Genomic DNA, 24,999 nt, shown 5'->3' with positions numbered 1-24,999 from the left:
ATTGGATACAATATGTATAGTCAATCAAAAATGAAATGCGAAACATCATTGGTCATGTTGAATCAATGCATTGAGGAATTTTCGCAAACCAATTTTGTTCTCCTATATAAGAAGCTGTTTTGAATTTCTCCAAAAAGTTTTTCTTGGCTTGATGTATCCGTTTTCGTGTGTGCTTTGGGCGATTTTTTGGTCCTTTTCGCTCCTGTTCTTCGTCAGATAGCCCGCTATCTTCCTCATCACAGAAGCGGAAATGCCTCAAAAACTCATCCCAAATCATCGCACGATAAATTCAAAACAGCTTCTAAGAAACTAATCAATAAATCGACGGGTTAAATCACCAAATTCTTCAATGCGCCGGTCTCTTAAAAACGGCCACCAGCGACGGACGTTTTCACTCCGGTTCATGTCTATGTCCACAACCAGATTTTCTTCTTTTGTATTGCTTGCTTGTGCCAGCAGTTCGCCTTGTGGGCCGGCAACAAAACTGTTGCCCCAAAACAGAATACCATTGGTTTGCCCTGAAGGATCGGGTTCCAGTCCTACACGGTTTACGGCAATGACCGGTAGCCCGTTGGCAACAGCATGTCCCCGCTGAACAGTTACCCAAGCACCGATTTGACGTAATTGTTCTTCATGTGTGTCCGTACTTTCCCAACCAATGGCTGTGGGATAAATCAACAGTTCTGCTCCTTTCAGTGCCATTAACCGGGCACCTTCCGGATACCATTGATCCCAGCAAACCTGTACACCTAATTTCCCGACAGATGTTTCAATCGGTTCAAAACCGATATCACCAGGAGTGAAATAAAACTTTTCATAATAGGCAGGGTCATCGGGTATGTGCATCTTGCGGTAGATTCCAGCAATATTCCCATCTTTTTCGAATACGACTGCAGTGTTATGATATAGTCCGGGAGCACGGCGTTCGAACAGTGACGTAACCAAGACGATGCCGTAAGCGGCAGCTATTTCACTGTAAAAGCCTGTTGAAGGACCGGGTATAGGTTCAGCTAAATCAAACAAACTTGTATCTTCTGTCTGGCAAAAGTAGGGAGTATTGTGTAATTCTTGCAATACGACCAGATTGGCTCCAGCTTGTGCTACGGAAGCAATGTTGCCGTGCAGTTTTTCTAAATTGGCTTTGATATCGTTCGAACAAGCCTGTTGTACGATACCTACGCGAATGATTCTTGTCATAATTGTCTTAATTATATAAAAGGTGAAGTAATTTAATCTTGTTTTACAAGGAAGGGCATACGCTTTCGGGATATTGCATGGTGACACAGTGCAATGAACCATGTTGCTGTATCAGTGCCCGGCAGTCTATTCCTATGATTTCCCGGTCGGGAAAAGCCGATTTCAATACTTTGGCAGCTTCTTTGTCTTTTTCTGGCTGAGCGTATGTCGGATATAATACAGCATCGTTCATAATCAGAAAATTGGCATATGTGGCAGGCAGTCTTTCACCTTCAGCATCGTAAATGGCATCGGGCAGAGGTACTGGGAGTAGGCGATAGGGGTCTCCGTTGAGTGTGCGGAAAGACTTCAGTTGTTCTTCCATTGCGTGCAGAGCACCGTAATGTTCGTCTTTTTCATCGGTACATTGTACATATACAATGGTATGAGCAGGACAAAGACGTGCCAACGTATCGATATGGCTGTCTGTATCATCACCAGCCAGGAAGCCATAATCTAACCACAATACCTGGAACAGGTTGAATCGTTCTTTCAAATATTGTTCGATTTCATTGCGGCATAAAGTATCATTCCGGTTTGGAGCCAGCAGACAAGTGGAAGTAGTAAGCAATGTACCTTCTCCGTCACTTTCTATCGAACCGCCTTCCAATACGAAATTGCGGCAATTGACGTAATGCCCGTTCAATACACCACTTTCATGCAGATGCATATTGATCAGGTTGTCTTTACAGGCGGCAAATTTCATTCCCCAACCATTAAAACAAAAGTCAAGTAACAGTGGGGAGGCATTTTGTTGAAGTACTGTGATGAAGCCGTGGTCGCGTGCCCATGTATCATTGGTAGGGCAGGCGATAAAGTGAATGTTATGCCTGAAGTCAACATTCTCAAGTATTTTCGGATATTCGGGAGCCACGAGCAACAACGGTTGCCGGGCTGCTATTTCCTGAGCCAAATGGAGGAAGCACGATTCTACTTCTTCAAGCATATAGTTCCAGTCTGTTCCGGCATGTGGCCAAGTCAGCTGGATATAGCTTTGGGCATGCCATTCGGCTGGTAGATAAAAATTCTTTCCCATAACTGAATTATTTAGTTTGTTTTTTGTTTCGTTTTTGTTGGGCGACAGGTTGTTCGTCTGTAGACTTCTTGTCTTTTCTTCTGCGAAGCAATATCCAATCGAACAGTTCGCGCCAATTGTCAAAGTCTTTTTTATACATTAGGCCGATGCCTTGCGTTGTCAGTGTAGATTTGGTAAAGTATCGGTCATTGGTCTCATTATAACCCTTTAAGCGGAATTCGCCGTTCCTGGTCAATATCCACATAGCCTCAAAGTCACCTACAAAATTGGTATTCTGCATGGCGTTGTCGCGGTATCCGAAATTGCCATTGATAATGAGTCTGTTGTTCAGTAGCCTTCCCGAAAGAATAGCTTCTGCTTCTACGTCACTCCAGCCGTTTTCTCCTGTACTTAGATTCGTGCCTACGTTCCAGTTCTGGTTGTCGATGACTTGCGAGAGCATATTGTTTAATTGACCGGACAAGGTGCTGAATGCCAGTGAACTGGTTGCATCCGATTGGTTGGCATTACTATTGTAGTCGTATGTGTAAAATTTGCCGACCCCCAACAGATAGATAATCTGGGTGTTCATCTGTTCTTCGGTACTGGTCAGGCTACGTACCAGTTCGCGGTCTTCATCGCTAACGGTGGGCAAATCAAGGTCGAACTTCAGTGTCGGGCTGGTCAGGTTACCGCTTAAATTCAAAAGGCAGTTTACACGTACAGTTCCTTTGGTGGAGGATGCGTCTGCTACAAGATCGTTCAATGAAGCCGAATTGACCGTATAAACAGCTTGTACATTCAGATTTGCTTGACGTGGGTTACCGTTAAATGAGACTGTACCTCCCGACTGTAAAACAAAGTCTTTGCGGATGACATTCTGCATACTCATTTTATATATACCTTCTCCGATATTATAGTTGCCGAATATCAGAAAATCGCCTTTGTTATAAAAATTAATGCGCAGGTTTCCCGTGCCGTTAGCGGAAATGTTGTCTCCCGCCACAGGATCCATGATGATGCGCATCGTAGCGTCAGGAGTGGCTTCTATTTGGAAATTTAAATGCATATCAAGAGGAGTATCGTCTTCTTCCTCTTCTTTCTGTATGTTAAGGGGATGGTATACTTCTGTATGGATGTTTTCCTGCTGGCGTCGTGGCGTTCGGTCTACAAATTTGATAAACTGTTTGCTTGTGGCCTCGGCCGCCGTAGCAGTAACATACGTAAATGATGTACGTGGGTCAGTACGTAAAGTGCCGTCTACATTCAGTGCATTGTTTCCGCCTCGTAACAATACCTCGCCCGTGGTGTAGATAGTTCCATAGAATGGAAATTCAGGGGTTTCTTTTTCTGTGTGATATACCAGCATGTTGTTGGTATTGAATCGGAAATTATAAGTCAAGTGTTTCAGCTTCTGATGGTTGAGGGCTCCGTTTACCAGACCTGTATGGCCTTCCATATCCGCTATTTGTACGTTTTCGAATCCGAAATGTCCGGAACGGATACGCACAGAGTCGGCGTGTAACTTGAAAGATGTATTCAATATGTCTACTTTCATGCTGGCATCAGCCTGGGCACTTCCTTCCAAATCCAGTCCCGAGAACGGACCGAACAGACGGACATTGCCGAATACACGTCCTTGCATATTGGTAAAAATGCCATCAATGAATGGCTGAAGAAAAGCCAGATTAGTACCTCCTGCCTTGATGTGTAAATCCAATCCTTTTTCTTTAGGCGAAATGTAACCATTAACAAAAGTTGAATAATGTTCGTTCTCACGGATGTCTGCCAACAGGCGTATGCCTCCTAATTCGTTGTCCCATTCGCCTTTGATGTCGCCTCTGCCTAATAAAGCATCATTCAGTGAAAAACCTTTCACATCCAGTCGTGTGTACATGACAGGATTGTCCAGCACGTGATGAAGATGTACACGACCGGTAATCAGTCCGTTGAATTTGACTGCATGAAACTGGATGATATCCATGATGTATTGCAGATTGATGTTACTTAAGTCGACCAGGCAACTGTCTGTTCCCGATTTACCGATACGTCCGTTGGCGCGTACGTATTGGTCTTGATGTTCGAACAAAAAATTACGTACATCTACGATTCCTTGGTCGATGACAACTTCCGAAGGATGTATTTTCCAAATGGTATCATTCAAAACGATTTGGCTGGGCTGTATGTTGATACGTGTGCTTAGCTTTTCTCCTGATTCCGGTTTCTCGAAATATGCCTCGGCATCTATCAGTCCACTAAAAGTGTTAACTGTATTATTCCCCCAGTTAATGGTTGCTTTTAACTGGTCTTCTTTGGCCAGCGCATTGACAGCAAGGTTTATCATTCCTCCTTTTTTCATCCGTTTATTGGTACGGAGCTGACATTGCAATCCTTCTTCCGTATTGTCGCACAAAAAAGTCCCAGATTCGTAATAGGCACCTTTGTATGTAAATTCGGGTGCATAAGCCCGTACCTGGATGCGGGTATGGCTGTCGTCAAAATATCCTTGCAGGGAAGCCGGCATGGATAGTAGCAAAGGGACATCAAACACTTTTGATAAAAGCTCTGTATTGTCTATCTGTATATGGAAACGAAAGTTGTTGTTGGTATCAGAAAGATGCTTGTCGGCAGCCAGTAAAGAAGGCAAGTAATGTTGTACTGTCTTCAGGATACTTACAGGCAACGTGCGATACGAATAATACCCTTGTATTTCTCCTTTTAAAAAAGAGGACTGGATTTTAATTTGCTTCTCACCACTGTTGGGAACTGCTCCTGCCAGAATGCTGAAATGGTCGAATGTATAACACTTTTCCGGTTCGGGTGCCTTCATTATCAGGCTGTCAATGCTGATTCTTCCTTTCATATCATCGACAGAATGTCCTGTAAAGTCTGCCATCAGATTCAGTGAGAAATCTGTGTTTTGATATTTATCTGTAAGATTCAGCCTGTTAGGGTTGAAATGACGGATGGTGGCTTTCAGGTTGTAATCGGGAATAGCCTGCTGGGTAGCGACATGACCTTCGATTTCGATACTTCCGTTCGGGTCATTTACTGATATTTTCCCATCAAATCCTCCGGGCGTGTATTGCCCGTCGAGTAAGATATTGTGGTATTCATATTGTTTGTAAGACAAAGACGAAACAATGCCTTTGATGTATGATTCCGGTTTCCCGTCCTGATAACGGAATCCTTGCAGTTCGATGTCGAAGGTTGCATTGCCAAATGTTTTTTCCTGTCCGAGTAACGCACCTAAATTTAACTGCTCACTGATTATTTTGCCTGAATAAGAATGATACAACGCACCTTTCGGTTTATGCATCGTTACGTTAGCCCGCACAGAGCCGGCTTCGGATAGGACAGTGCCATGTGTTGTCAGTTGGTGAAGGTAGCCTGATACATCTCCATTGAAATGTACGTCTCCCAGATGTTTTACAATACCGGGTATGGAATCTTTGTCCGAGAGGTTGTGGAAAAGCCATGCCATCCCTTGGGCATCGGCATCTAAATGAGACACTTGCCCGAAAAGATAAAGGTCTTCCTTCCGGTTCCAATGATTGATCATACCTTGGGCTTTCAGCAATAAGGTCTGGTTATTTCCGCTTACAAAGATATCGGTACAACGGGTATGGTTTCCCTCTCCATCCAGTGCCAGACGAAGCTCTACAGGACTGTGAAAGTGGCTGAACGCCGGTACGAACATGGATATGTCGGCTGGTGTAATACGGGCATTCAGCCGCATCTGATAGGTGGTATTCTTGGTCAGATGAGGGAAGTGGGGTACACTGTCGTACGCTGCGGTCAGGCTGTCAATGGAAAGAATGGTTTCAGGCAATTGCAATTCCAAATCATTTATGGTAAAGTAGCGTGGAGTAGCAATACATTTCAAGGCAAGTTTCTTTAGCCTGAACCCACTGATTTCATTGAAACTCATTCGCCGGACTTGTGCATTGACCGAATCATTGGTCAAAGCTTTCAATGCAAGAGTGGCCGAAAAATTCTGGATACCGATATGTTTGTCATTGAAACGGTTGGGAGTGGCAGGTTCGGAAAGCACATCATAATACACTTGTCCGCGCCGGATTAATATTGAGTTGATGCGCAAGTCAATGTTTTTCTCTTTCTTTACCGTGTCTTTCGAGGCAAAGGCATCAAGTACGAATTGGAAATTGGCAGGGCTGTCAGGTGTTTTGCGGTTCAATCGTGCATTCAGTCCGAAAAGTTGCACACTGCTGATACGGATTTTCCCATGCAACAAAGATGATATTTCCACTTTGGCCGAAAAACGTGAGACTTTAAGCAGCTCCTCGTTTTCCCGATCTTTTAACGTCACATTTTGGATGATAACTCGGTTCAGTAACCCTAAATCGATATTGCCAATGCTCACTTCGGTCTTCATGAGCTTACTTAGCTCTTCGGCAGCAAGGTCTGATATTTGTTTTTGGACGAAAGAAAGGTTGAATATGGCAATCAATCCGAAGTAACATACCAAAATCAGTATGATAACAGAACGGACAAAATGTTTTATGTGGATTACCTTTCTCATATATATGCTTTCAGAAAATTAACCAAAAGTACAAATATCAGCTGAGGTAAGCTTTATTTTCTTCTGTTATTTCAAGATTTTTAAAAAATGAATGCCACATTCGGGCAATAAAGACACGGCTCAAGCATGCTTTTTGATGAACATAAGTGGGTGGGTTGGTTCACATAAGTAACTTGGGCTTTTCACATAAGTAAGTCAGTCGTGTCACTTATGTTCGTTTGAGGAAGCTTTTAGCCGACTGTTTTTTCCTGAAGCCTCTGAAATGAAAAAGCGTTGAAAAGGCATGGGGAAATATGAGAAAATTGTTATATTTGCATCCATATATCGATGATTTTATAAAAATATTACATCTAATTAACAGATATAGCGAACATGAAGAGAAGTATTGCATTCTGTCTTATGACAATGGCGCTGGCTGCGGCACAGGCACAGCAAGGGGGGATTACTCCTGAATTGTTGAAAGACATCAAAGACAGCTACAAGCCTACGCCATCTGATAAGGCTATTTACAATGCGATGGCAGGGACCAGCATTTCAGTATTGGCAAAGAACCATGAGAATCTGGCAAATTTTGATACGCATTTTTCCAACCGTGTTGTTTCGCACGGCATTACCGACCAGCAACAATCAGGGCGTTGTTGGCTGTTTACGGGACTGAATGTACTTCGGGCACAGATGATGGCGAAGTATGGGTTGGACGAAATGGAATTTTCTCAAAATTATTGTTTTTTCTACGACCAACTGGAAAAAGCGAACCTTTTCCTGCAAGGCATCATTGATACCCGTGAAAAACCGATGGAAGACAAAATGGTAGAATGGCTTTTTAAGCATCCTATCAGCGACGGAGGACAGTTTACAGGCATTTCGGATATTATTGGGAAATATGGTGTAGTACCTGCTTCGGTTATGCCGGAAACTTATAGCAGCGAGCATACCGGACAGATAGCCGACTTGCTGGGACTTAAACTGAAAGAGTTCGGATTGCAGTTGCGTCAAGCTGCCGGGGAAGGAGCGAAAGAAACCACACTGGAAAAGCAGAAAAAGGAAATGTTGGGCACCATTTACCGGATGTTGGCTTTGGCTTTCGGGGAACCAGTAGAACGTTTCACCTGGACAATAAATGGTGAAACCAAGGAATATACACCACTCTCTTTCTATCAAACTTTTTTAGGTAATGACTTGACGGGTAATTATGTAATGTTGATGAATGACCCGAGCCGCGAGTTTTACAAGTGTTATGAAATCGATTACGACCGTCATACTTACGATGGGCGTAACTGGACGTATGTGAATCTGCCGATAGAAGACATCAAGGAAATGGCTGTCCGTTCGATTAAGGATAGTACGATGATGTATTTCTCGTGTGATGTGGCAAAATTTCTTGACAGCAAGCGCGGTACACTCGACTTGAACAATTACGATTATGCTTCTTTGATGGGCACCTCATTCGGAATGAATAAAAAACAGCGTATCCAGACTTTTGCAAGTGGTTCAAGCCATGCCATGACCCTGATGGCGGTAGACCTCGATGCCAACGGCAAACCGAAGAAATGGATGGTCGAAAACAGTTGGGGCGCAGAAGCCGGTTATCACGGACATCTTATCATGACTGATGAATGGTTTGACGAATATATGTTCCGGCTGGTAGTAGAAAAGAAATACGTGCCGGAAAGTGTACTGGACATCTTGAAACAAAAGCCTGTCCTTCTTCCGGCATGGGACCCGATGTTTGCCGAAGAATACTGATTTTGTATTCTTTACATTACAAAATAGCGGTTTATTCGTGATAAGACGTTGTTTGCTTGCTTGAATAAGGAAATATTTCTGTAATCGGGCAAGCAAACTTTCTTCGTTGCCCTATTATTGTGTAAATTTGTCGCGAACTTAGAATATTCATTTTATACCTGATATATGGCTAATCTAATCAAATTACGTAAAGGCTTAAACATAAACCTGAAAGGAAAAGCTGCTACGGAACTGATGAGCGTGAAAGAACCGGGATTTTATGCATTGTGTCCTGATGATTTTACGGGAGTCATCCCGAAAGTGGTGGTGAAAGAACAGGAGTATGTAATGGCTGGAGGGCCCTTGTTTATTGACAAGAATCACCCAGAGATGAAATTTGTTTCGCCCGTAAGTGGCGTAGTAACGAGTGTGGAACGCGGCGCACGCCGTAAAGTGATGAGTATCACAGTAGAAGCAGCCGCAGAACAAGACTATGAAGAATTCGGGAAACAAGATGTAACCCGTATGGATGGAACTGCCGTAAAAGAACTGTTGCTGAATGCAGGTTTGTTTGCATTCATCCGCCAACGCCCGTATGATGTAATTGCCGACCCGACAATTGCACCACGGGCGATTTTCGTATCGGCTTTCGATTCGAATCCGTTGGCACCAGACTTTGAGTTCGCGTTGAAAGGAGAGGAGGCGAATTTCCAAACCGGGCTGGATGCTTTGGCTAAGATAGCCGGCGTGTATCTCAGCATCAGCGCAAGCCAGCAGGCTAAGGCATTGACTCAAGCGAAAGGCGTTACATTGACCGTATTCGAAGGCCCGCATCCGGCAGGTAATGTCGGTGTGCAAATCAATCACATCGCTCCGGTAAATAAGGGCGAGACCGTATGGACGGTTGATCCGCAAGCGGTTATCTTTATCGGCCGCCTGATGAATACGGGCAGGGTGGATTTGACCCGTACCGTTGCTATCACGGGTTCGGAAGTGAAGAAGCCGGCATATTGCAAATTGAAGGTAGGAGCGATGCTGACCGATGTGCTTGCCGGTAATATTAATAAGGAGAGGGAAGTGCGTTGTATCAGTGGCAACGTCTTGACCGGGAAGAAAATTCCTGTAAACGGATTTTTAGGAGCCTTTCATTCGCAGCTCACCGTGATACCGGAAGGTAATGACGTGCACGAAATGTTGGGCTGGATAATGCCTCGTCTGAATGATTATAGTACCAGCCATTCGTATTTCAACTGGCTGATGGGCAAAAAGAAAGAGTATGTTCTGGATGCCCGTGTGAAAGGTGGAGAACGTCACATGATCATGTCTAACGAGTATGACAAAGTCCTTCCGATGGATATTCTGCCCGAATACTTGATAAAGGCAATTATCGCGGGCGATATCGATCGCATGGAAGAACTGGGCATATACGAGGTCGCCCCCGAAGACTTTGCTCTTTGTGAATTTGTCTGCTCATCAAAGATGGAGCTTCAGCGTATTGTCCGCGAAGGATTGGATATGCTTCGTAAGGAAATGTGTTAATTGATATGGCTTTTTGAGTTTTTAAGTTCTTAAGTTTTTTAAGTTGTAGCTGATTTGCAGGCAGCGATGGACAAACCAACAAACTTACAAACAAACAAACTAACAAACTCAAAAACTAATAAACTAATAAACTTTAATATGAACGCATTAAGAAATTATCTGGATAAGATAAAGCCAAACTTTGAAGAGGGAGGCAAATACCATGCTTTTCGTTCTGTATTCGAAGGTTTCGAGACATTTTTGTTTGTCCCGAATGCCACATCGAAGACGGGAACGCACATTCACGATGCGATAGATAGCAAACGTATCATGTCGTTCGTGGTCATTGCTCTGATGCCGGCATTGTTGTTCGGTATGTACAATGTAGGGTATCAGCATTTTCATGCTACCGGTGCTGAAGGAAGTTTCATCGAAATGTTCGGTTATGGTTTTCTGGCCGTGTTGCCCAAGATTATTGTTTCCTATGTAGTGGGACTAGGCATTGAATTCATTGTTGCCCAATGGAAAAAAGAAGAAATCCAGGAAGGATTTCTAGTGACAGGTATGCTGATTCCCATGATTGTTCCGGTAGATTGTCCGTTGTGGATGCTTGCTATCGCTACAGCATTCTCGGTCATATTCTGTAAAGAAGTGTTTGGAGGGACAGGCATGAATGTTTTCAATCCGGCTTTGATAACCCGTGCCTTTCTTTTCTTTGCATATCCTACCAAGATGTCGGGCGACACCGTATGGGTTTCGGGTGATAGCATCTTCGGTCTGGGTAAGACTGTGGATGGGTTGACGGCGGCTACTCCGTTAGGCGTGGCTAAGGTTGCCGAGTGCCCTGCTTTCTCGTGGGATATGGTGACCGGTCTGATTCCTGGCTCTATCGGCGAGACTAGCGTGATTGCCATCGCCATTGGTGCCGTTATCCTGCTATGGTCGGGAGTGGCAAGCTGGAAAACGATGCTGTCCGTATTCGTAGGTGGTGCACTTATGGGTTGGGTATTCAATACGTGGGGACCGGATACCGCCATTGCCCACATGCCTTGGTACGAACATTTGTGTTTGGGAGGCTTCTGTTTTGGTGCTGTGTTTATGGCTACCGATCCGGTTACCTCTTCGCGTACCGAAAACGGCAAGTTCGTTTACGGTTTCCTGATAGGTGCGATGGCTATCATTATCCGTGTGCTTAATCCGGGTTATCCCGAAGGTATGATGCTGGCTATCCTGTTGATGAATATTTTTGCACCGCTGATTGACTATGTTGTCGTGCAGAACAATATCTCACGCCGTGCCAAACGTGCAATGTCTAACAATTAAAAAAACGGAAGAACAATGAATACCAATAGTAATTCATATACTATCATTTATGCTTCGGTATTGGTTATTATCGTAGCGTTTTTGCTGGCTTTCGTCAACTCTTCTTTGCGCGAACTGCAAGGAAAGAACGTTGAGTTGGATACGAAGAAACAGATTCTTTCTTCACTGGGCATTCGCGATGTGCAGAATCCCGAAGCCAAGTTTGCCGAGGTGGTGAAGGAAGATATGCTGGTGGCTGAAGACGGTTCGCTGAAACCGTATGAAGGCGCTTTTGTCACCGGATATGAGAAAGCATATAAAGAAAAAGGAGAAGCTCATCTCTTTGTCTGTGAAGTGGACGGGGAAACAAAGTATGTTATTCCTGTTTACGGTGCCGGTCTTTGGGGTGCCATCTGGGGATATGTGGCGCTGAACGAAGACAAGAATACCGTGTATGGCACTTATTTCTCTCATGCTTCGGAGACTCCGGGCTTGGGTGCGGAAATCGCTACCGAGCATTTCCAAAACGAGTTTAAAGACAAGAAAGTCATGGATGGTTCTGTGGTTGGTCTGGATGTCGTGAAGAACGGGAAGGTTGAGAAGCCGGAATTCCAGGTGGATGGAATCTCAGGCGGTACAATCACTTCGGTAGCGGTAGGCCAGATGTTAAAGAGCTGCATGGGCCATTATACCAATTTTTTAACTACTAAATAAGGAGGACGAATATCATGGGAAGTTTATTTTCAGCTAAGAATAAAGAGGTGTTTTCTACTCCGATAAGCATGAACAACCCGGTAACGGTTCAGGTATTGGGTATCTGTTCTGCACTCGCCGTAACCTCTAAGTTGGAACCGGCTATCGTAATGGGGCTTTCCGTAACGATTATTACGGCATTTTCCAACGTTGTCATTTCATTGATTCGCAAAACGATTCCGAACCGTATCCGTATCATTGTCCAGCTGGTAGTGGTTGCCGCTTTGGTGACAATCGTGAGCGAAGTGTTGAAGGCATTTGCATACGATGTCAGTGTGCAATTATCCGTTTACGTAGGTCTGATTATTACGAATTGTATCTTGATGGGACGTCTTGAAGCGTTTGCGATGGCAAACGGCCCGTGGGAATCTTGTCTGGACGGTCTGGGCAATGGCTTAGGCTATGCCAAGATTTTGATTATCGTGGCGTTTATCCGTGAACTTTTAGGCTCAGGTACGTTGTTAGGCTACAATATATTGAATTACGATGCCATTAAGGAGGCGGGATATGTGAACAACGGCTTGATGTTGATGCCGCCTATGGCATTGATTATTGTGGCTTGCCTGATATGGTATCAGCGTGCGAAACATCCCGAATTACAAGAAAAGGAATAATAAGGAAAGGTAATGATTATGGAACATTTTATAAGTTTATTGGTCCGTTCAATCTTTGTGGACAATATGATTTTTGCATTCTTTCTGGGTATGTGTTCGTATCTGGCTGTGTCGAAGAATGTAAAAACTGCCCTCGGGTTAGGTATTGCCGTTACGTTCGTATTGGTTGTGACTTTACCGGTCAACTATCTGCTTCAGACCAAAGTGCTTGCGGCAGACGGTATCTTGGGCATTGATTTAAGTTTTTTGAGCTTCATCCTCTTTATTGCCGTTATTGCTGCCATCACCCAGTTGGTAGAAATGGTTGTAGAGCGTTTCAGCCCTTCATTGTATGCTTCATTGGGTATCTTCTTGCCTTTGATTGCCGTGAATTGTGCGATTATGGGTGCGTCTTTGTTTATGCAGCAACGCATTGGCTTGGGAGAGTCTGACCCGAAATTTATCGGCAATGTATGGGATTCTGTTTCATACGCCTTGGGGTCGGGTATAGGCTGGCTGCTGGCTATTGTGGGCCTGGCTGCCATTCGTGAGAAGATGGCTTACTCCAATGTGCCTGCTCCGTTGAAGGGCTTGGGCATAACTTTCATTACAGTAGGCTTGATGGCTATGGCATTTATGTGTTTCTCAGGTTTGAACATCTAATAAGGAAAGGAATAAGACAATGGACATGAATTTTATATTAGCAAGCATTGGAGTATTCCTGGTGACTATTCTGGTGTTGGTCATCATTTTGTTGGTGGCGAAAAAGTTCTTGGTAACTTCGGGTAAGGTAAAACTGACCATTAACGGAGAAAACCAGTTGGAAGTGGAGTCTGGTTCGACATTGCTGAACACCTTGGCTGTAAACAATATATTCTTGTCATCGGCTTGTGGCGGGAAAGGGTCTTGCGGACAATGCAAGTGCCAGGTTTTGGAAGGCGGGGGAGAAATCCTTCCTTCGGAAGTAGGGCATTTCAGCCGTAAGCAGCAGAAAGACCATTGGCGTTTGGGATGTCAGGTGAAAGTGAAAGGCGATATGGCTATCAAAGTGCCTGAATCGGTCTTGGGTGTGAAGGAATACGAATGTACCGTTATTTCGAACAAGAATGTGGCAACGTTCATCAAGGAATTCAAGGTGCAATTGCCTGCCGGCGCGCACATGGACTTTATCCCCGGTTCGTATGCACAGATTAAGATTCCGGCATTTACGATGGATTACGACAAGGATATTGACAAGTCATTGATCGGTGATGAATATTTGCCTGCATGGAAGAAGTTCAATATGTTCTCGTTGAAGTGTGTAAATACGGAGCCTACCATTCGTGCTTATTCAATGGCGAACTATCCGGCAGAGGGTGATGTATTCATGTTGACGGTCCGTATTGCCACGCCTCCGTTCAAGCCCGACCGCAGTGGTTTTATGGACGTGAATCCGGGTATCGCATCTTCTTATATCTTTACGCTGAAGCCGGGTGACAAGGTGCTGATGAGCGGTCCTTACGGTGATTTCCACCCGATATTCGATTCGAAGAAAGAAATGATTTGGGTAGGAGGTGGTGCCGGTATGGCTCCGTTGCGTGCACAAATTATGCACATGACCCGTACATTGAATACGCGCGACCGTGAAATGCATTATTTCTATGGCGCCCGTGCATTGAATGAAGTGTTCTATTTGCAAGATTTCCTGCAATTGGAAAAAGATTTCTCGAACTTCCATTTCCATTTGGCGCTTGACCGTCCTGACCCTGCAGCCGATGCCGCAGGCGTGAAATATACTCCGGGCTTCGTGCATCAGGTGATGTATGAAACTTACTTGAAGAATCACGAGGCACCCGAAGACATTGAGTACTATATGTGCGGTCCGGGTCCGATGTCGAAAGCTGTCGTCAACATGTTGGATAGCTTGGGAGTGGATTCATCTTCTATTATGTACGACAATTTCGGATAAGATAAAGAGCTTTAATCAAAAACAGTTCTAAACAGGTGCTTTGAATATCAAGGAGAATCAACGTAAGTTTCTGATTCTCCTTGATATTTTTATGAATGTCCTTTAGCGAATCTGACCGAGTTGAAAACGCAGTAATACTGCGTTTGCCGATGAAGTTATATCCATAGGCGAATGCAGTATATATTCAACCGCAGATGCAGTATATATGCAACCGCAGATGCAGTATATATTCAATCGCAGATGCAGTATATATTCAATCGCAGATGCAGTATATATTCAACCGCGGATGCAGTATATATTCATTTTTCAGGGGTATATATTGGCTGTTGGCGGACATATTTAATCCTTCCCGATAATCCAGGCAAATAATCGGCAGGCAAACAGTCCGTCAGTTTCATCTGTTGAGAAAGCATGTACAGCTTCCACACACCCGTCTTTTATATTCCAATTTCGCTTATGCGTTAATGTTATGTAAATCTAAGCGGTTTACTTTTTAATATATCACAGTTTTTTATTATTTTTGTACGATTTTTTTTGAGACATGAAGATTAAGGAAGTTTTGAATGCCCTTGAGATGTTCGCGCCTCTGCCTTTGCAAGACGGTTTTGATAATGCCGGTTTGCAAATCGGATTGACAGACGCGGAGGTTACAGGGGCTTTGTTGTGTTTGGACGTGACTGAAGCTGTGGTGGACGAAGCAATAGCTTTGGGATATAATTTGATAGTATCACACCATCCGCTTATCTTTAAAGGATTCAAGTCGGTTACGGGTAAAGACTATGTGGAGCGATGCGTTATTAAGGCTATTAAGAACGATATTGTAATTTATTCGATGCATACCAATTTGGACAATGCTTTGTTGGGAGTAAATTATAAGATTGCAGAAAAAATAGGATTGAGGCAAGTGCGTGTATTAGAGCCTAGAGAAAACGCATTATTGAAGCTGGTGACATTCGTACCGATGAAACACGTCAACCAAGTACGTGATGCTCTGTTTGGAGCTGGTTGCGGTTGTATAGGCAACTATGATGCTTGTAGTTATAATATAGAAGGAATCGGGACATTCCGGGCTGGAAACGGTACACATCCTTATTGTGGTAAAATAGGTGAATTACATCACGAAGAAGAGATGCGGATAGAAACCATTCTTCCGGTGTATAAGCGGGATGTAGTAACCAAAGCTTTATTGGCAGCCCATCCTTATGAAGAACCGGCATTTGATTTTTATCCGGTGCAAAACAAATGGAACCAGGCAGGGGCAGGCATCATAGGTGTCTTGGAAGAACCGGAAACAGAAGGTGACTTCCTGCGTCGCGTCAAGCAGATTTTTGAAGCAGGCTGCGTGAAACATTCGCGGCTGACAGGAAGGTTAATCCGAAATGTAGCTTTGTGTGGAGGAGCGGGAGCATTTCTGCTGCCACGTGCTATAGCCAGTCAGGCTGATGTGTTTATAACAGGCGAAGTGAAGTATCACGATTATTTTTATTATGAGAATAGTATTTTGATTGCAGAAATAGGCCATTACGAAAGCGAACAATACACTAAAGAATTGATTTGTTCTTTATTAGAGAAAAAATTCCCATCATTGGAACTTCGTATGACCCGAATCAATACAAATCCGATTAAATATTTATAAAGCATTATGGCGAAAGAAGTAAAAAAAGATCCTAGTGAACTGAGTGTGGAGGAAAAACTGAAAGCTTTGTACCAATTGCAGACCATGTTGTCTGAAATTGACAAAATCAAGACTTTAAGAGGTGAACTTCCGTTGGAAGTACAAGACTTGGAAGATGAAGTGACAGGCTTAAGCACCCGCATCGAAAAGATTAAAGGTGAAATAGAAGAATTGAAATCGAACGTTGCTACCAAGCGTATTGAAATTGAAACAGCCAAGGCTTCAATCGATAAATACAAAGCACAACAAGACAATGTGCGTAATAATCGTGAATATGATGTGCTGACAAAGGAAATCGAATTCCAAACCTTGGAAGTGGAATTGTGTGAAAAACGCATCAGAGAGTATACCTCTTCTATCGAATCAAAACAAGAGGAAATAGAAAAGAACACACATACCCTGGAAGAAAGAAAGAAAGACTTGGAGATGAAGAAAAATGAATTGGATGAAATCATTTCTGAGACTAAACAGGAAGAGGAAAAACTCCGCGACAAGGCAAAAGCGTTGGAAGCAACTATCGAACCGCGTTTGCTTCAGGCATTCAAGCGCATTCGTAAAAACTCTCGAAACGGATTGGGAATTACTTATGTGCAGCGTGATGCATGTGGGGGATGCTTTAATAAGATTCCGCCTCAAAAACAATTGGACATCCGTATGCGAAAGAAAATCATTGTGTGTGAATATTGTGGACGCATCATGATTGACCCGGAACTGGCAGGAGTAATGCCTGAAAGACACTTGGAAACAAAAGTGAAATGATTTTTACCTGCAAAATATATGGGTCGCCCCAGCGAGCAAAGACATCTTGAGCTTTGTCCGTTGGGGCGATTCTTTTCATTCATAGTTCCTCATACGCCGGTACGGTGGGCAAGAATGTATAAGAGTGCGTTGCATAATCAATGTGGCAACAATAATGGTGGATTCCATTGCTCACAATCAGATATTCTACTTTCAGCACCATATTATAACGCGTAATTTGGTCGAATACAGCTTGCGTGATTTCCACATTTGGGGCTTTATATTCTATAATCATCCGGGCGGTCAGATTGCGGTTATAAAGCACCGTATCGCACCGCCTTTTCATTCCGTTCAGATTCAATTGGATTTCATTAGCCAGCAATCCCCAAGGATAACCTTTGTGCTCCAGCAAATAGTGAGTGAAATGCTGCCGCACCCATTCTTCGGGTGTAAGGGTAACATATTTCTTGCGTAACACATCGAATATGAATTTTTTCCCGTCTTTGTTAGCAATTTTAAACGGATAAGGAGGTAAGTTTAATTCCAACATTTTATATCTTTGTATGAATAGCGTGAATAATTTATCATACAAAGTTACAAAAAAGTATGGCAAAAGAAATAACTTACGAAGAAATAGCCCGCAACCTGAAAAATAAAAACTATGCTCCCGTGTATTTCCTGATGGGAGAAGAGGATTACTATATCGACCGCATATCCGAATACATCATGCAATACGTTTTAACAGAGTCGGAGAAAGAGTTTAACCAGACCGTAGTATATGGAACAGACACAGATATAGCTTCTGTTATTAACGCGGCAAGAAGGTATCCGATGATGTCGAAATACCAGGTGGTTGTAGTTCGCGAAGCACAAAACTTAAAGAACTTGGACGAGTTGACGTATTATCTGCAAAAGCCGATGCTTTCTACCATTCTGGTATTTTGCTATAAACACGGCGCATTAGATCGTAGAAAAAAGCTGACAGCAGAACTGGAAAAGGTAGGTGTGCTGTTCGAATCCCGGAAGCTGAAAGACACTCAACTTCCAGGGTTTATCGCATCTTATTTAAAACGCCGTCAAGTGGAAATTGAGCCAAAAGCCTCAGAAATGATGGCAGAATTTGTAGGGACGGATTTGAACCGAATGGCAGGCGAGTTGGAAAAATTAATTATCACGCTTCCCAAGGGACAACGGCGGATTACACCCGAACAGATAGAACAGAATATCGGCATCAGTAAGGACTTTAATAATTTCGAATTGCGGAATGCATTAATCGTAAAAGACGTATTCAAAGCGAATCGAATAGTAAAATATTTTGAAGAAAATCCAAAACACAATCCGTTGCAGGTTACGCTGGCTGTATTGTTTAATTTCTTTGCCAACCTGATGTTGGCATACTATGCTCCCCAAAAAAATGAAGAGGGAGTGGCCGCTCAACTTAGCCTGCGATCCCCGTGGCAAGCACGCGATTACCTGGCTGCCATGAAACACTATTCGGGAGTAAAAGTAATGAAGATTATCGAATGCATCCGTCAATGCGATGTTCGTTCGAAAGGTGTGAACAACGCTTCGGTTTCCGACGGGGAATTGTTGCGTGAACTGATTTATCAAATTCTTCATTGATTGCAGTCCGGCTGAAGTCAATCAAGGCAAAGTCACAATACCCACGGTCCAAGGGCAAACGTATCTGTAAAATTATGCAGATGTATCCTCGGTAACGGAGAGGGTTATCCGATCTTGAGAAGAGAATATCTTCAACATCGGGGTATTTGTGCAAAATTAATCCCTGCATCCAATTTCTAAAGAAACACATTTCCGGAAAGATGAAAAGTTGATTTGCTTCCGTGGCTTGTGTGATTTTGCCATTCTTTTCTCAACCAATATTGCCTACCAGACGAAGATATATTCATAAGCCACTCCAGATAGCTTTTACAAGCTATGAAGATAACTGAAATGGCTATGAATATATCTTTATTTTGCACATCATTATTCTGATGAATCTTAAAGAATAGATTCGGGCTTTTTTACATTCAGACATATACATTTCTACATTTTTGCTCCGATAAACCTAAAATACATTTGTATTTGTAAATGCCATGAATCGATATGTATATTTGTTTAGACTGTAGTACAAATGTAAATACATAGTCTTATGGTTATATTGTGTACTTTTATAAATGTACATGATAATTTATACAATGTGTTTATACACAGAATAATAGGCTAAAACCCAACAATCTATGAAGAATTAATGAAATAATATTTTATATGGCATTAAATAACTGTTTACATTTCTATACTATCGAAGTGTAAACAATCAAAATTATAGTATAATAATCTGTATCCTAGTAGTTTATATGAATTTGTTAAAGTTAAAAAGAACTTGAAATTGATGGTTTACAGATGTAAACATTAGATGTGATTACAAATGTAATTCATGGTTATGTAATTTTGTTATTTGTTTTTCCATATGTAAATTTGCAAATGAAAATAAAAAGCATTACATTTGTAATCATTAAGATTATATACACAAATAATTATAATGAAAGACCGTATTTTACAAATCATACAAGAGGAGTTGTTAACCAATGCCGAATTTGCTGAAAAAATAGGCATATCGACATCTTCTCTGTCGCACATATTGACAGAGCGGAATAAACCTAGCCTGGAAGTGGTCATGCGCATTCACAAGGCTTATCCTTCTATTAACTTGAATTGGTTGCTTTATGGTGAAGGTGAAATGAAAGTCGTTGAAGAAGGTACCACAGATGGAAATAGCCGTCTGTACAGCAATGAGAATCCAGAAAATGCAAGCGGATATCCGGTTCGTTTTGATTTTCGCAAGGAAAACGCGTCTTCCACTCCAGGAAATGGTATGCAAAACACTGTAAAAGAAGAAATTAAATATATAGAAAAACCTCATCCGAAAATAGTTGAAATACGTATTTTCTTTGATAATGGAACATATCAGGTATTCAGGCCAGAGAAATCTTGATTATCTGTGGAAGTGGATGGGCAAAAGCGATGGAGTTTTCTCTATAGATTGAGGTAAATTCGTTATCTTTGTACTGTGAAACGAATTTACCTCAATTTATTTTATGAAGAAATACATTCTTGATTTGACTGTTACAGAAAACATACGTTTGCATGCAAACTATGTATTACTCAAGTTGACCCAGGCTGAGCCGTTGCCTGAAATGCTTCCGGGGCAGTTCGCCGAAATACGGGTAGACGGTTCGAACACGACATTCCTGCGTCGTCCTATTTCTATTAATTACGTAGACCGCCAGAAAAATGAGGTCTGGTTCTTGATTCAGCTGGTTGGTGATGGTACACGTAAATTGGCTACCGTGAATCCTGGGGACACAGTTAATGTGGTCATGCCGTTAGGAAACGGTTTTACAGTCCCAGAAGACACTGCTACTAAGGTGTTGCTGATAGGTGGAGGTGTAGGCACGGCTCCTTTGCTTTATTTAGGCGAGACTTTGTTGAAGAAAGGCTTGAAACCTACATTCTTGTTGGGAGCACGCTCGAAGAATGACTTGTTGCAACTGGACTTGTTCGAGGCATTGGGCGATGTCCATACTACTACCGAAGACGGAAGTATGGGAGAGAAAGGGTATGTTACGATGCACAGTGTACTGAGAGACAATACGTTCGATCTAATCTGCACATGTGGTCCTAAACCAATGATGATGGCCGTGGCCAAATACGCCAATCAGCAGGGCATAGCGTGTGAAGTGTCGCTAGAGAACACGATGGCATGCGGTGTGGGGGCTTGCCTTTGCTGTGTGGAAAACACCCGGGATGGTCATGTGTGTGTATGTAAAGAAGGTCCTGTATTTAATATAAAGAAACTATTATGGCAGATTTAAGTGTAAACATAGGAAAACTGGCTTTATCGAATCCGGTGATGACTGCATCGGGAACATTCGGTTACGGACTTGAATTCCAAGACTTTGTGGATTTGGGGAAAATTGGAGGAATTATCGTGAAGGGGACGACACTTCATCACCGTGAAGGAAATCCTTATCCGCGTATGGCGGAAACACCGATGGGCATGCTGAATGCTGTGGGACTACAAAACAAAGGGGTGCATTATTTTGCAGAACATATCTACCCACAAATCAAAGACATCCGTACCAATATGATTGTGAACGTGTCTGGATCGCAAATAGAGGATTATGTGGAAACAGCAAGCATTATCGACGGCCTGGACTGCATCCCGGCTATTGAGCTGAACATCTCATGCCCGAATGTCAAGCAAGGTGGGATGGCTTTCGGAGTAACAGCTCATGGAGCCGCCGAGGTTGTATCTGCAGTGCGAAAAGCTTATCACAAGACATTGATCGTGAAACTGTCGCCCAATGTGACCGACATCACAGAAATAGCGCGTGCAGTGGAAACTGCCGGAGCAGACAGTGTATCACTCATCAACACGCTGCTGGGAATGGCAATAGATGCCGAAAAGCGTAAACCGGTCTTATCCACTATCACTGGAGGGATGAGTGGAGCAGCAGTGAAGCCTATCGCCTTGCGCATGGTATGGCAAGTAGCAAAAGCCGTGAAGATACCTGTCATTGGGTTAGGTGGAATTATGAATGCCCGCGATGCCGTGGAGTTCCTGCTTGCTGGAGCAACCGCCGTACAGATAGGTACGGCCAACTTCATTGATCCGGCTATAACCGTAAAAGTAGCGGAAGGTATCAACGACTATCTCGACCGCCATGGATTTGCTTCAGTTCGTGACATCATCGGCGCGTTGGAATATTAAAAATAATTTACATATGCGAATGGCATACTGAAAATGCAAATAAAATAATTGGCCACAGATTTTTTTACTTTTTTGTCAAGAGAGAGGAAAAAATAAATCTGTGGCCTTTTTTCGTGAATATGTAGATTTGAAATAAATGTAAAGAAATATCTTACTTCAGCAAGTCCGGACGCAACCGTTTGGTACGCTCTAAAGATTGTTGAAACTCCCATTCACGTATCTTTGCTTCGTGCCCCGAAAGCAGAACATCGGGTACCTTCCATCCTTTGTATTCTGCGGGACGGGTATAGACTGGTGGAGCCAGTAAATTATCTTGAAATGAATCGGACAGTGCCGATTGCTCGTCGGATATCACACCAGGGATAACCCGTACGATGGCATCAGATATGACGGCTGCCGCCAGTTCGCCTCCAGTTAGTACGTAATCGCCGATACTGATTTCCTTCGTAATAAAATGTTCGCGGATGCGGTAATCGATGCCTTTGAAATGCCCGCACAAGATAATCAGGTTTTGAGTCATCGACAAGGTGTTCGCCATTTTCTGGTCGAACTGCTCGCCGTCAGGGCTTGTGAAAATCACTTCGTCATAGTTGCGCTCGGCTTTCAGGGCCGAAATGCAACGGTCTATCGGCTCTATCTTCATCACCATTCCTGCACATCCGCCGAAAGGATAATCGTCTACTTTTCGGTAGCGGTCGAAGGTGTAGTCACGTAAATTATGGATATGAAATTCAGCGATGCCTTTCTTTTGTGCCCGGCTCATGATGGAGCAGTTGAAAAAGCCCTCAATCATTTCGGGCAAAACGGTAATAATGTCTATTCGCATGTTTCCTTGTTATTTTTTTTGCAAAAGTACGAAGTTTCCGTTGTTCCCGTACCGCACACTGGCACATTTTTGCTATTTTTGCAAGAAACATCCGAAATGAACATGACAGAAACAGAAAGAATCGACCAGTTGCGTGAAGAATTGCACCTTCACAACTATAAATATTATGTAGAGAATGCGCCCGTCATCTCCGACCAGGAGTTCGACCACCTGATGCGCGAACTGCAAGACCTCGAAGCCCGTCATCCGGAGCATTACGACCCTAATTCCCCTTCGGTACGGGTAGGTAGCGACATCAATAAGAACTTTGTCCAGGTAGAGCACCGTTATCCGATGCTTTCGTTAGGAAACACCTATTCGCAAGCCGAAGTGACGGAGTTTTACGAGCGTATTGCCAAAGCACTGAACGAAGATTTTGAGATCTGCTGCGAACTGAAATACGACGGCACTTCCATTTCGTTGACTTATGAAGACGGCAAGCTGGTACGTGCCGTGACACGTGGAGACGGTGTGCGAGGCGATGACGTGACCGATAATGTGAAGACCATTCGGGCTATTCCGCTGGTGCTGCACGGCGACGGCTATCCCCGCCAATTCGAAATGCGCGGCGAAGTGCTGATGCCCTGGAAGGTGTTCGAGGAACTGAACCACGAACGCGAACTACGTGAAGAGCCTTTGTTTGCCAATCCGAGAAATGCGGCTTCGGGCACGCTGAAGTTGCAGAACTCTGCCGAAGTAGCAGCCCGCAAGCTTGACTCTTACCTTTATTATATGTTGGGCGAAAACCTGCCTCACGACGGACACTATGAAAACCTGCAAGAGGCTGCCCGATGGGGCTTCAAGGTTTCGCACGTGACACGCAAGGTGAAGACCCTGCAGGAGATATTCGACTTCATCAATTATTGGGATGTAGAACGGAAGAATCTGCCCGTGGCTACCGACGGCATTGTGTTAAAGGTAAATTCTTTGCGCCAGCAACGCAATTTGGGCTATACAGCCAAATCGCCGCGTTGGGCTATCGCCTACAAGTTTCAGGCAGAACGTGCTTTGACCCGATTGCTGAAAGTCACTTATCAGGTAGGGCGCACGGGAGCCGTAACGCCTGTCGCTAATTTGGAACCCGTGCAATTGGCAGGAACGGTAGTCAAACGCGCTTCGTTGCACAACGCCGACATCATTGCCTCACTTGATTTGCATATTGGCGATAACGTCTATGTAGAAAAGGGAGGCGAAATCATTCCGAAAATAACAGGTGTAGACGTGGCATCCCGTCCCGAAGGAAGCGAGAAAGTAACCTTCATCACCCATTGTCCCGAATGTGGAAGCCCGTTGGTGCGTTACGAAGACGAGGCAGCCTATTACTGCACCAACGAAAGTTCCTGTCCGCCGCAGATAAAAGGGAAGATCGAGCATTTTATCAGCCGCCGTGCGATGAACATCGAAGGTTTGGGACCTGAAACCGTCGACCAATTCTACCAGGAAGGACTGATACACGATGTAGCAGACCTCTACACGCTGAAGGCAGAAGACCTCGTACGGCTAGAACGCATGGGCGAAAAGTCGGCAGAGAACATCATTCAAGGTATTGCCCGTTCGCGCGAAGTGACTTACGAAAGGGTGCTTTTTGCATTAGGCATCCGTTTTGTAGGTGAAACAGTTGCAAAGAAAGTGGCACGTGCTTTCCGTTCCATCGAGGCATTGGCTACAGCTACGCTTGACGACCTGATTCACGTAGACGAAATCGGCGAGAAGATAGCTGGCAGCATACTGCGTTATTTTGCCGACGAGAAAAACCGCAACCTTATCGAACGCCTGCGTACGGCTGGGCTGAAGCTGGAAGCCGATGAAGAAGACCTTGCAGGGCATACCGATAAGCTACAGGGAAAGTCGATTGTCATCAGCGGCGTATTCGCCCGTCATTCGCGCGATGAATATAAGGAGATGATAGAGAAGCACGGAGGGAAGAACGTGGGCAGTATCTCGAAAAAGACCAGTTTCATCCTTGCCGGCGAAAACATGGGTCCCAGCAAGCTGGAAAAAGCCCGTGCACTAAGCATACCTATCCTAAGTGAAGATGAGTTTCTGAATATGATAAACGGATAAAAATAAAATGAGCTCCGCAAACAGCCAATACCCCTGAAAAATGAATATATACTGCAACCGCGATTGAATATATACTGCATTCGCGATTGAATATATCTGCATCCACTTACGGATATATACTTCATCGGCTGACGCAGTACTACTGCGTTTTTCACCTCAGTCGGATTGGCTACGAGCCTGTTTAAATTTTCCAATAAAGTAATATTCTATCAGGTTCTTTTGCGTTTGTTTCCGGTCTGTTTTCCCGATT

20 protein-coding genes are annotated in these 24,999 nt (G+C 43.7%); 14 read left to right on the top strand and 6 right to left on the bottom strand.

Translation table 11 applies throughout. The features are described from left to right. Positions 1–52: 52 nt before the first annotated feature. The 4 genes from H9625_RS08465 to H9625_RS08450 are packed head-to-tail and all read right to left on the bottom strand — an operon-like array spanning position 53 to position 6,794. A complete protein-coding gene (locus tag H9625_RS08465; RefSeq protein ID WP_191763894.1) occupies positions 53–277 on the bottom strand; it encodes a hypothetical protein in 225 nt (74 codons plus the stop codon). Between the two features lie 32 nt (positions 278–309). Beyond that, complete coding sequence (locus H9625_RS08460) at positions 310–1,197, bottom strand: carbon-nitrogen hydrolase (protein ID WP_022039174.1); 888 nt, start codon at positions 1,195–1,197, stop codon at positions 310–312. Between the two features lie 43 nt (positions 1,198–1,240). Further along, positions 1,241–2,272, bottom strand: coding sequence for an agmatine deiminase family protein (locus H9625_RS08455; RefSeq protein ID WP_022039175.1), 1,032 nt, complete (start codon positions 2,270–2,272; stop codon positions 1,241–1,243). A gap of 7 nt (positions 2,273–2,279) precedes the next feature. Then, complete coding sequence (locus tag H9625_RS08450) at positions 2,280–6,794, bottom strand: translocation/assembly module TamB domain-containing protein (RefSeq protein WP_191763891.1); 4,515 nt, start codon at positions 6,792–6,794, stop codon at positions 2,280–2,282. A 372-nt stretch (positions 6,795–7,166) separates the two neighbouring features. On the opposite strand from H9625_RS08450, the gene H9625_RS08445 reads away from it, so the two are divergent. The 9 genes from H9625_RS08445 (at position 7,167) to H9625_RS08405 (ending at position 17,067) form a co-directional block, all read left to right on the top strand. Beyond that, positions 7,167–8,540, top strand: a complete 1,374-nt coding sequence (locus tag H9625_RS08445; protein WP_191763889.1) for a C1 family peptidase — start codon at positions 7,167–7,169, stop codon at positions 8,538–8,540. Between the two features lie 165 nt (positions 8,541–8,705). After that, positions 8,706–10,058 (top strand): Na(+)-translocating NADH-quinone reductase subunit A, encoded by a 1,353-nt coding sequence (locus tag H9625_RS08440; RefSeq protein WP_022039178.1) that lies wholly within the window; start codon positions 8,706–8,708, stop codon positions 10,056–10,058. Between the two features lie 138 nt (positions 10,059–10,196). Continuing rightward, positions 10,197–11,360 (top strand): NADH:ubiquinone reductase (Na(+)-transporting) subunit B, encoded by a 1,164-nt coding sequence (locus H9625_RS08435; RefSeq protein WP_022039179.1) that lies wholly within the window; start codon positions 10,197–10,199, stop codon positions 11,358–11,360. A gap of 15 nt (positions 11,361–11,375) precedes the next feature. Beyond that, positions 11,376–12,053, top strand: coding sequence for an NADH:ubiquinone reductase (Na(+)-transporting) subunit C (gene nqrC, locus H9625_RS08430; protein WP_013616830.1), 678 nt, complete (start codon positions 11,376–11,378; stop codon positions 12,051–12,053). A 14-nt stretch (positions 12,054–12,067) separates the two neighbouring features. Beyond that, a complete protein-coding gene (locus H9625_RS08425) occupies positions 12,068–12,706 on the top strand; it encodes an NADH:ubiquinone reductase (Na(+)-transporting) subunit D (protein ID WP_013616829.1) in 639 nt (212 codons plus the stop codon). A gap of 18 nt (positions 12,707–12,724) precedes the next feature. Further along, a complete protein-coding gene (gene nqrE / locus H9625_RS08420) occupies positions 12,725–13,348 on the top strand; it encodes an NADH:ubiquinone reductase (Na(+)-transporting) subunit E (protein WP_041584217.1) in 624 nt (207 codons plus the stop codon). Between the two features lie 19 nt (positions 13,349–13,367). Further along, positions 13,368–14,633, top strand: a complete 1,266-nt coding sequence (gene nqrF / locus H9625_RS08415) for an NADH:ubiquinone reductase (Na(+)-transporting) subunit F (protein ID WP_087406534.1) — start codon at positions 13,368–13,370, stop codon at positions 14,631–14,633. 541 nt (positions 14,634–15,174) lie between these two features. Further along, positions 15,175–16,269 carry a Nif3-like dinuclear metal center hexameric protein gene (locus H9625_RS08410; RefSeq protein ID WP_087211891.1) on the top strand — a complete coding sequence of 365 codons (1,095 nt, stop codon included), beginning with the start codon at positions 15,175–15,177 and terminating at the stop codon, positions 16,267–16,269. Positions 16,270–16,275: 6 nt separating this feature from the next. Beyond that, positions 16,276–17,067, top strand: coding sequence for a zinc ribbon domain-containing protein (locus H9625_RS08405; RefSeq protein ID WP_022039184.1), 792 nt, complete (start codon positions 16,276–16,278; stop codon positions 17,065–17,067). A gap of 79 nt (positions 17,068–17,146) precedes the next feature. On the opposite strand, the gene H9625_RS08400 is transcribed toward H9625_RS08405, so the two are convergent. Further along, positions 17,147–17,596 (bottom strand): type I restriction enzyme HsdR N-terminal domain-containing protein, encoded by a 450-nt coding sequence (locus H9625_RS08400; protein ID WP_022039185.1) that lies wholly within the window; start codon positions 17,594–17,596, stop codon positions 17,147–17,149. A 56-nt stretch (positions 17,597–17,652) separates the two neighbouring features. On the opposite strand from H9625_RS08400, the gene holA reads away from it, so the two are divergent. From holA to H9625_RS08380, 4 genes are all read left to right on the top strand, one after another. Beyond that, entirely contained in the window at positions 17,653–18,669 is a 1,017-nt protein-coding gene (holA, locus tag H9625_RS08395) for a DNA polymerase III subunit delta (protein WP_022039186.1), read from the top strand. A 919-nt stretch (positions 18,670–19,588) separates the two neighbouring features. Then, positions 19,589–20,041, top strand: a complete 453-nt coding sequence (locus tag H9625_RS08390; RefSeq protein WP_022039188.1) for a helix-turn-helix domain-containing protein — start codon at positions 19,589–19,591, stop codon at positions 20,039–20,041. Between the two features lie 103 nt (positions 20,042–20,144). Continuing rightward, complete coding sequence (locus tag H9625_RS08385) at positions 20,145–20,921, top strand: dihydroorotate dehydrogenase electron transfer subunit (RefSeq protein WP_087211903.1); 777 nt, start codon at positions 20,145–20,147, stop codon at positions 20,919–20,921. After that, positions 20,909–21,820 carry a dihydroorotate dehydrogenase gene (locus H9625_RS08380; RefSeq protein ID WP_022039190.1) on the top strand — a complete coding sequence of 304 codons (912 nt, stop codon included), beginning with the start codon at positions 20,909–20,911 and terminating at the stop codon, positions 21,818–21,820. The genes H9625_RS08385 and H9625_RS08380 overlap by 13 nt, the downstream gene beginning before the upstream one ends. A gap of 151 nt (positions 21,821–21,971) precedes the next feature. Here H9625_RS08380 and trmD read toward each other — a convergent pair whose 3' ends face one another. Then, positions 21,972–22,646: a tRNA (guanosine(37)-N1)-methyltransferase TrmD gene (gene trmD / locus H9625_RS08375; protein ID WP_191763887.1), complete on the bottom strand. Its 675-nt coding sequence runs from the start codon at positions 22,644–22,646 to the stop codon at positions 21,972–21,974. A gap of 102 nt (positions 22,647–22,748) precedes the next feature. Between trmD and ligA the strand changes: the two genes are divergently transcribed. Further along, positions 22,749–24,749, top strand: a complete 2,001-nt coding sequence (ligA, locus tag H9625_RS08370) for an NAD-dependent DNA ligase LigA (protein WP_022039192.1) — start codon at positions 22,749–22,751, stop codon at positions 24,747–24,749. Positions 24,750–24,999: the final 250 nt, after the last annotated feature.

Origin of the sequence: Phocaeicola intestinalis (genome assembly GCF_014837065.1) — a bacterium.
Lineage (GTDB): Bacteria > Bacteroidota > Bacteroidia > Bacteroidales > Bacteroidaceae > Phocaeicola > Phocaeicola intestinalis.
The sequence above is the reverse complement of the archived record's forward strand: the minus strand, read 5'-3'. Positions and strand labels throughout refer to the sequence as shown.

Excerpts from the sequence above, each read along its gene's own strand:
- H9625_RS08465 (WP_191763894.1), bottom strand. The coding sequence starts at position 277 with ATGATTTGGGATGAGTTTTTGAGGCATTTCCGCTTCTGTGATGAGGAA.
- H9625_RS08400 (WP_022039185.1), bottom strand. The coding sequence starts at position 17,596 with ATGTTGGAATTAAACTTACCTCCTTATCCGTTTAAAATTGCTAACAAA.
- H9625_RS08460 (WP_022039174.1), bottom strand. The coding sequence starts at position 1,197 with ATGACAAGAATCATTCGCGTAGGTATCGTACAACAGGCTTGTTCGAAC.
- H9625_RS08380 (WP_022039190.1), top strand. The coding sequence starts at position 20,909 with ATGGCAGATTTAAGTGTAAACATAGGAAAACTGGCTTTATCGAATCCG.
- nqrF (WP_087406534.1), top strand. The coding sequence starts at position 13,368 with ATGGACATGAATTTTATATTAGCAAGCATTGGAGTATTCCTGGTGACT.
- holA (WP_022039186.1), top strand. The coding sequence starts at position 17,653 with ATGGCAAAAGAAATAACTTACGAAGAAATAGCCCGCAACCTGAAAAAT.
- H9625_RS08455 (WP_022039175.1), bottom strand. The coding sequence starts at position 2,272 with ATGGGAAAGAATTTTTATCTACCAGCCGAATGGCATGCCCAAAGCTAT.
- H9625_RS08405 (WP_022039184.1), top strand. The coding sequence starts at position 16,276 with ATGGCGAAAGAAGTAAAAAAAGATCCTAGTGAACTGAGTGTGGAGGAA.
- H9625_RS08450 (WP_191763891.1), bottom strand. The coding sequence starts at position 6,794 with ATGAGAAAGGTAATCCACATAAAACATTTTGTCCGTTCTGTTATCATA.
- nqrC (WP_013616830.1), top strand. The coding sequence starts at position 11,376 with ATGAATACCAATAGTAATTCATATACTATCATTTATGCTTCGGTATTG.
- nqrE (WP_041584217.1), top strand. The coding sequence starts at position 12,725 with ATGGAACATTTTATAAGTTTATTGGTCCGTTCAATCTTTGTGGACAAT.
- H9625_RS08385 (WP_087211903.1), top strand. The coding sequence starts at position 20,145 with ATGAAGAAATACATTCTTGATTTGACTGTTACAGAAAACATACGTTTG.
- H9625_RS08435 (WP_022039179.1), top strand. The coding sequence starts at position 10,197 with ATGAACGCATTAAGAAATTATCTGGATAAGATAAAGCCAAACTTTGAA.
- H9625_RS08410 (WP_087211891.1), top strand. The coding sequence starts at position 15,175 with ATGAAGATTAAGGAAGTTTTGAATGCCCTTGAGATGTTCGCGCCTCTG.
- trmD (WP_191763887.1), bottom strand. The coding sequence starts at position 22,646 with ATGCGAATAGACATTATTACCGTTTTGCCCGAAATGATTGAGGGCTTT.
- H9625_RS08390 (WP_022039188.1), top strand. The coding sequence starts at position 19,589 with ATGAAAGACCGTATTTTACAAATCATACAAGAGGAGTTGTTAACCAAT.
- H9625_RS08425 (WP_013616829.1), top strand. The coding sequence starts at position 12,068 with ATGGGAAGTTTATTTTCAGCTAAGAATAAAGAGGTGTTTTCTACTCCG.
- H9625_RS08445 (WP_191763889.1), top strand. The coding sequence starts at position 7,167 with ATGAAGAGAAGTATTGCATTCTGTCTTATGACAATGGCGCTGGCTGCG.
- ligA (WP_022039192.1), top strand. The coding sequence starts at position 22,749 with ATGACAGAAACAGAAAGAATCGACCAGTTGCGTGAAGAATTGCACCTT.
- H9625_RS08440 (WP_022039178.1), top strand. The coding sequence starts at position 8,706 with ATGGCTAATCTAATCAAATTACGTAAAGGCTTAAACATAAACCTGAAA.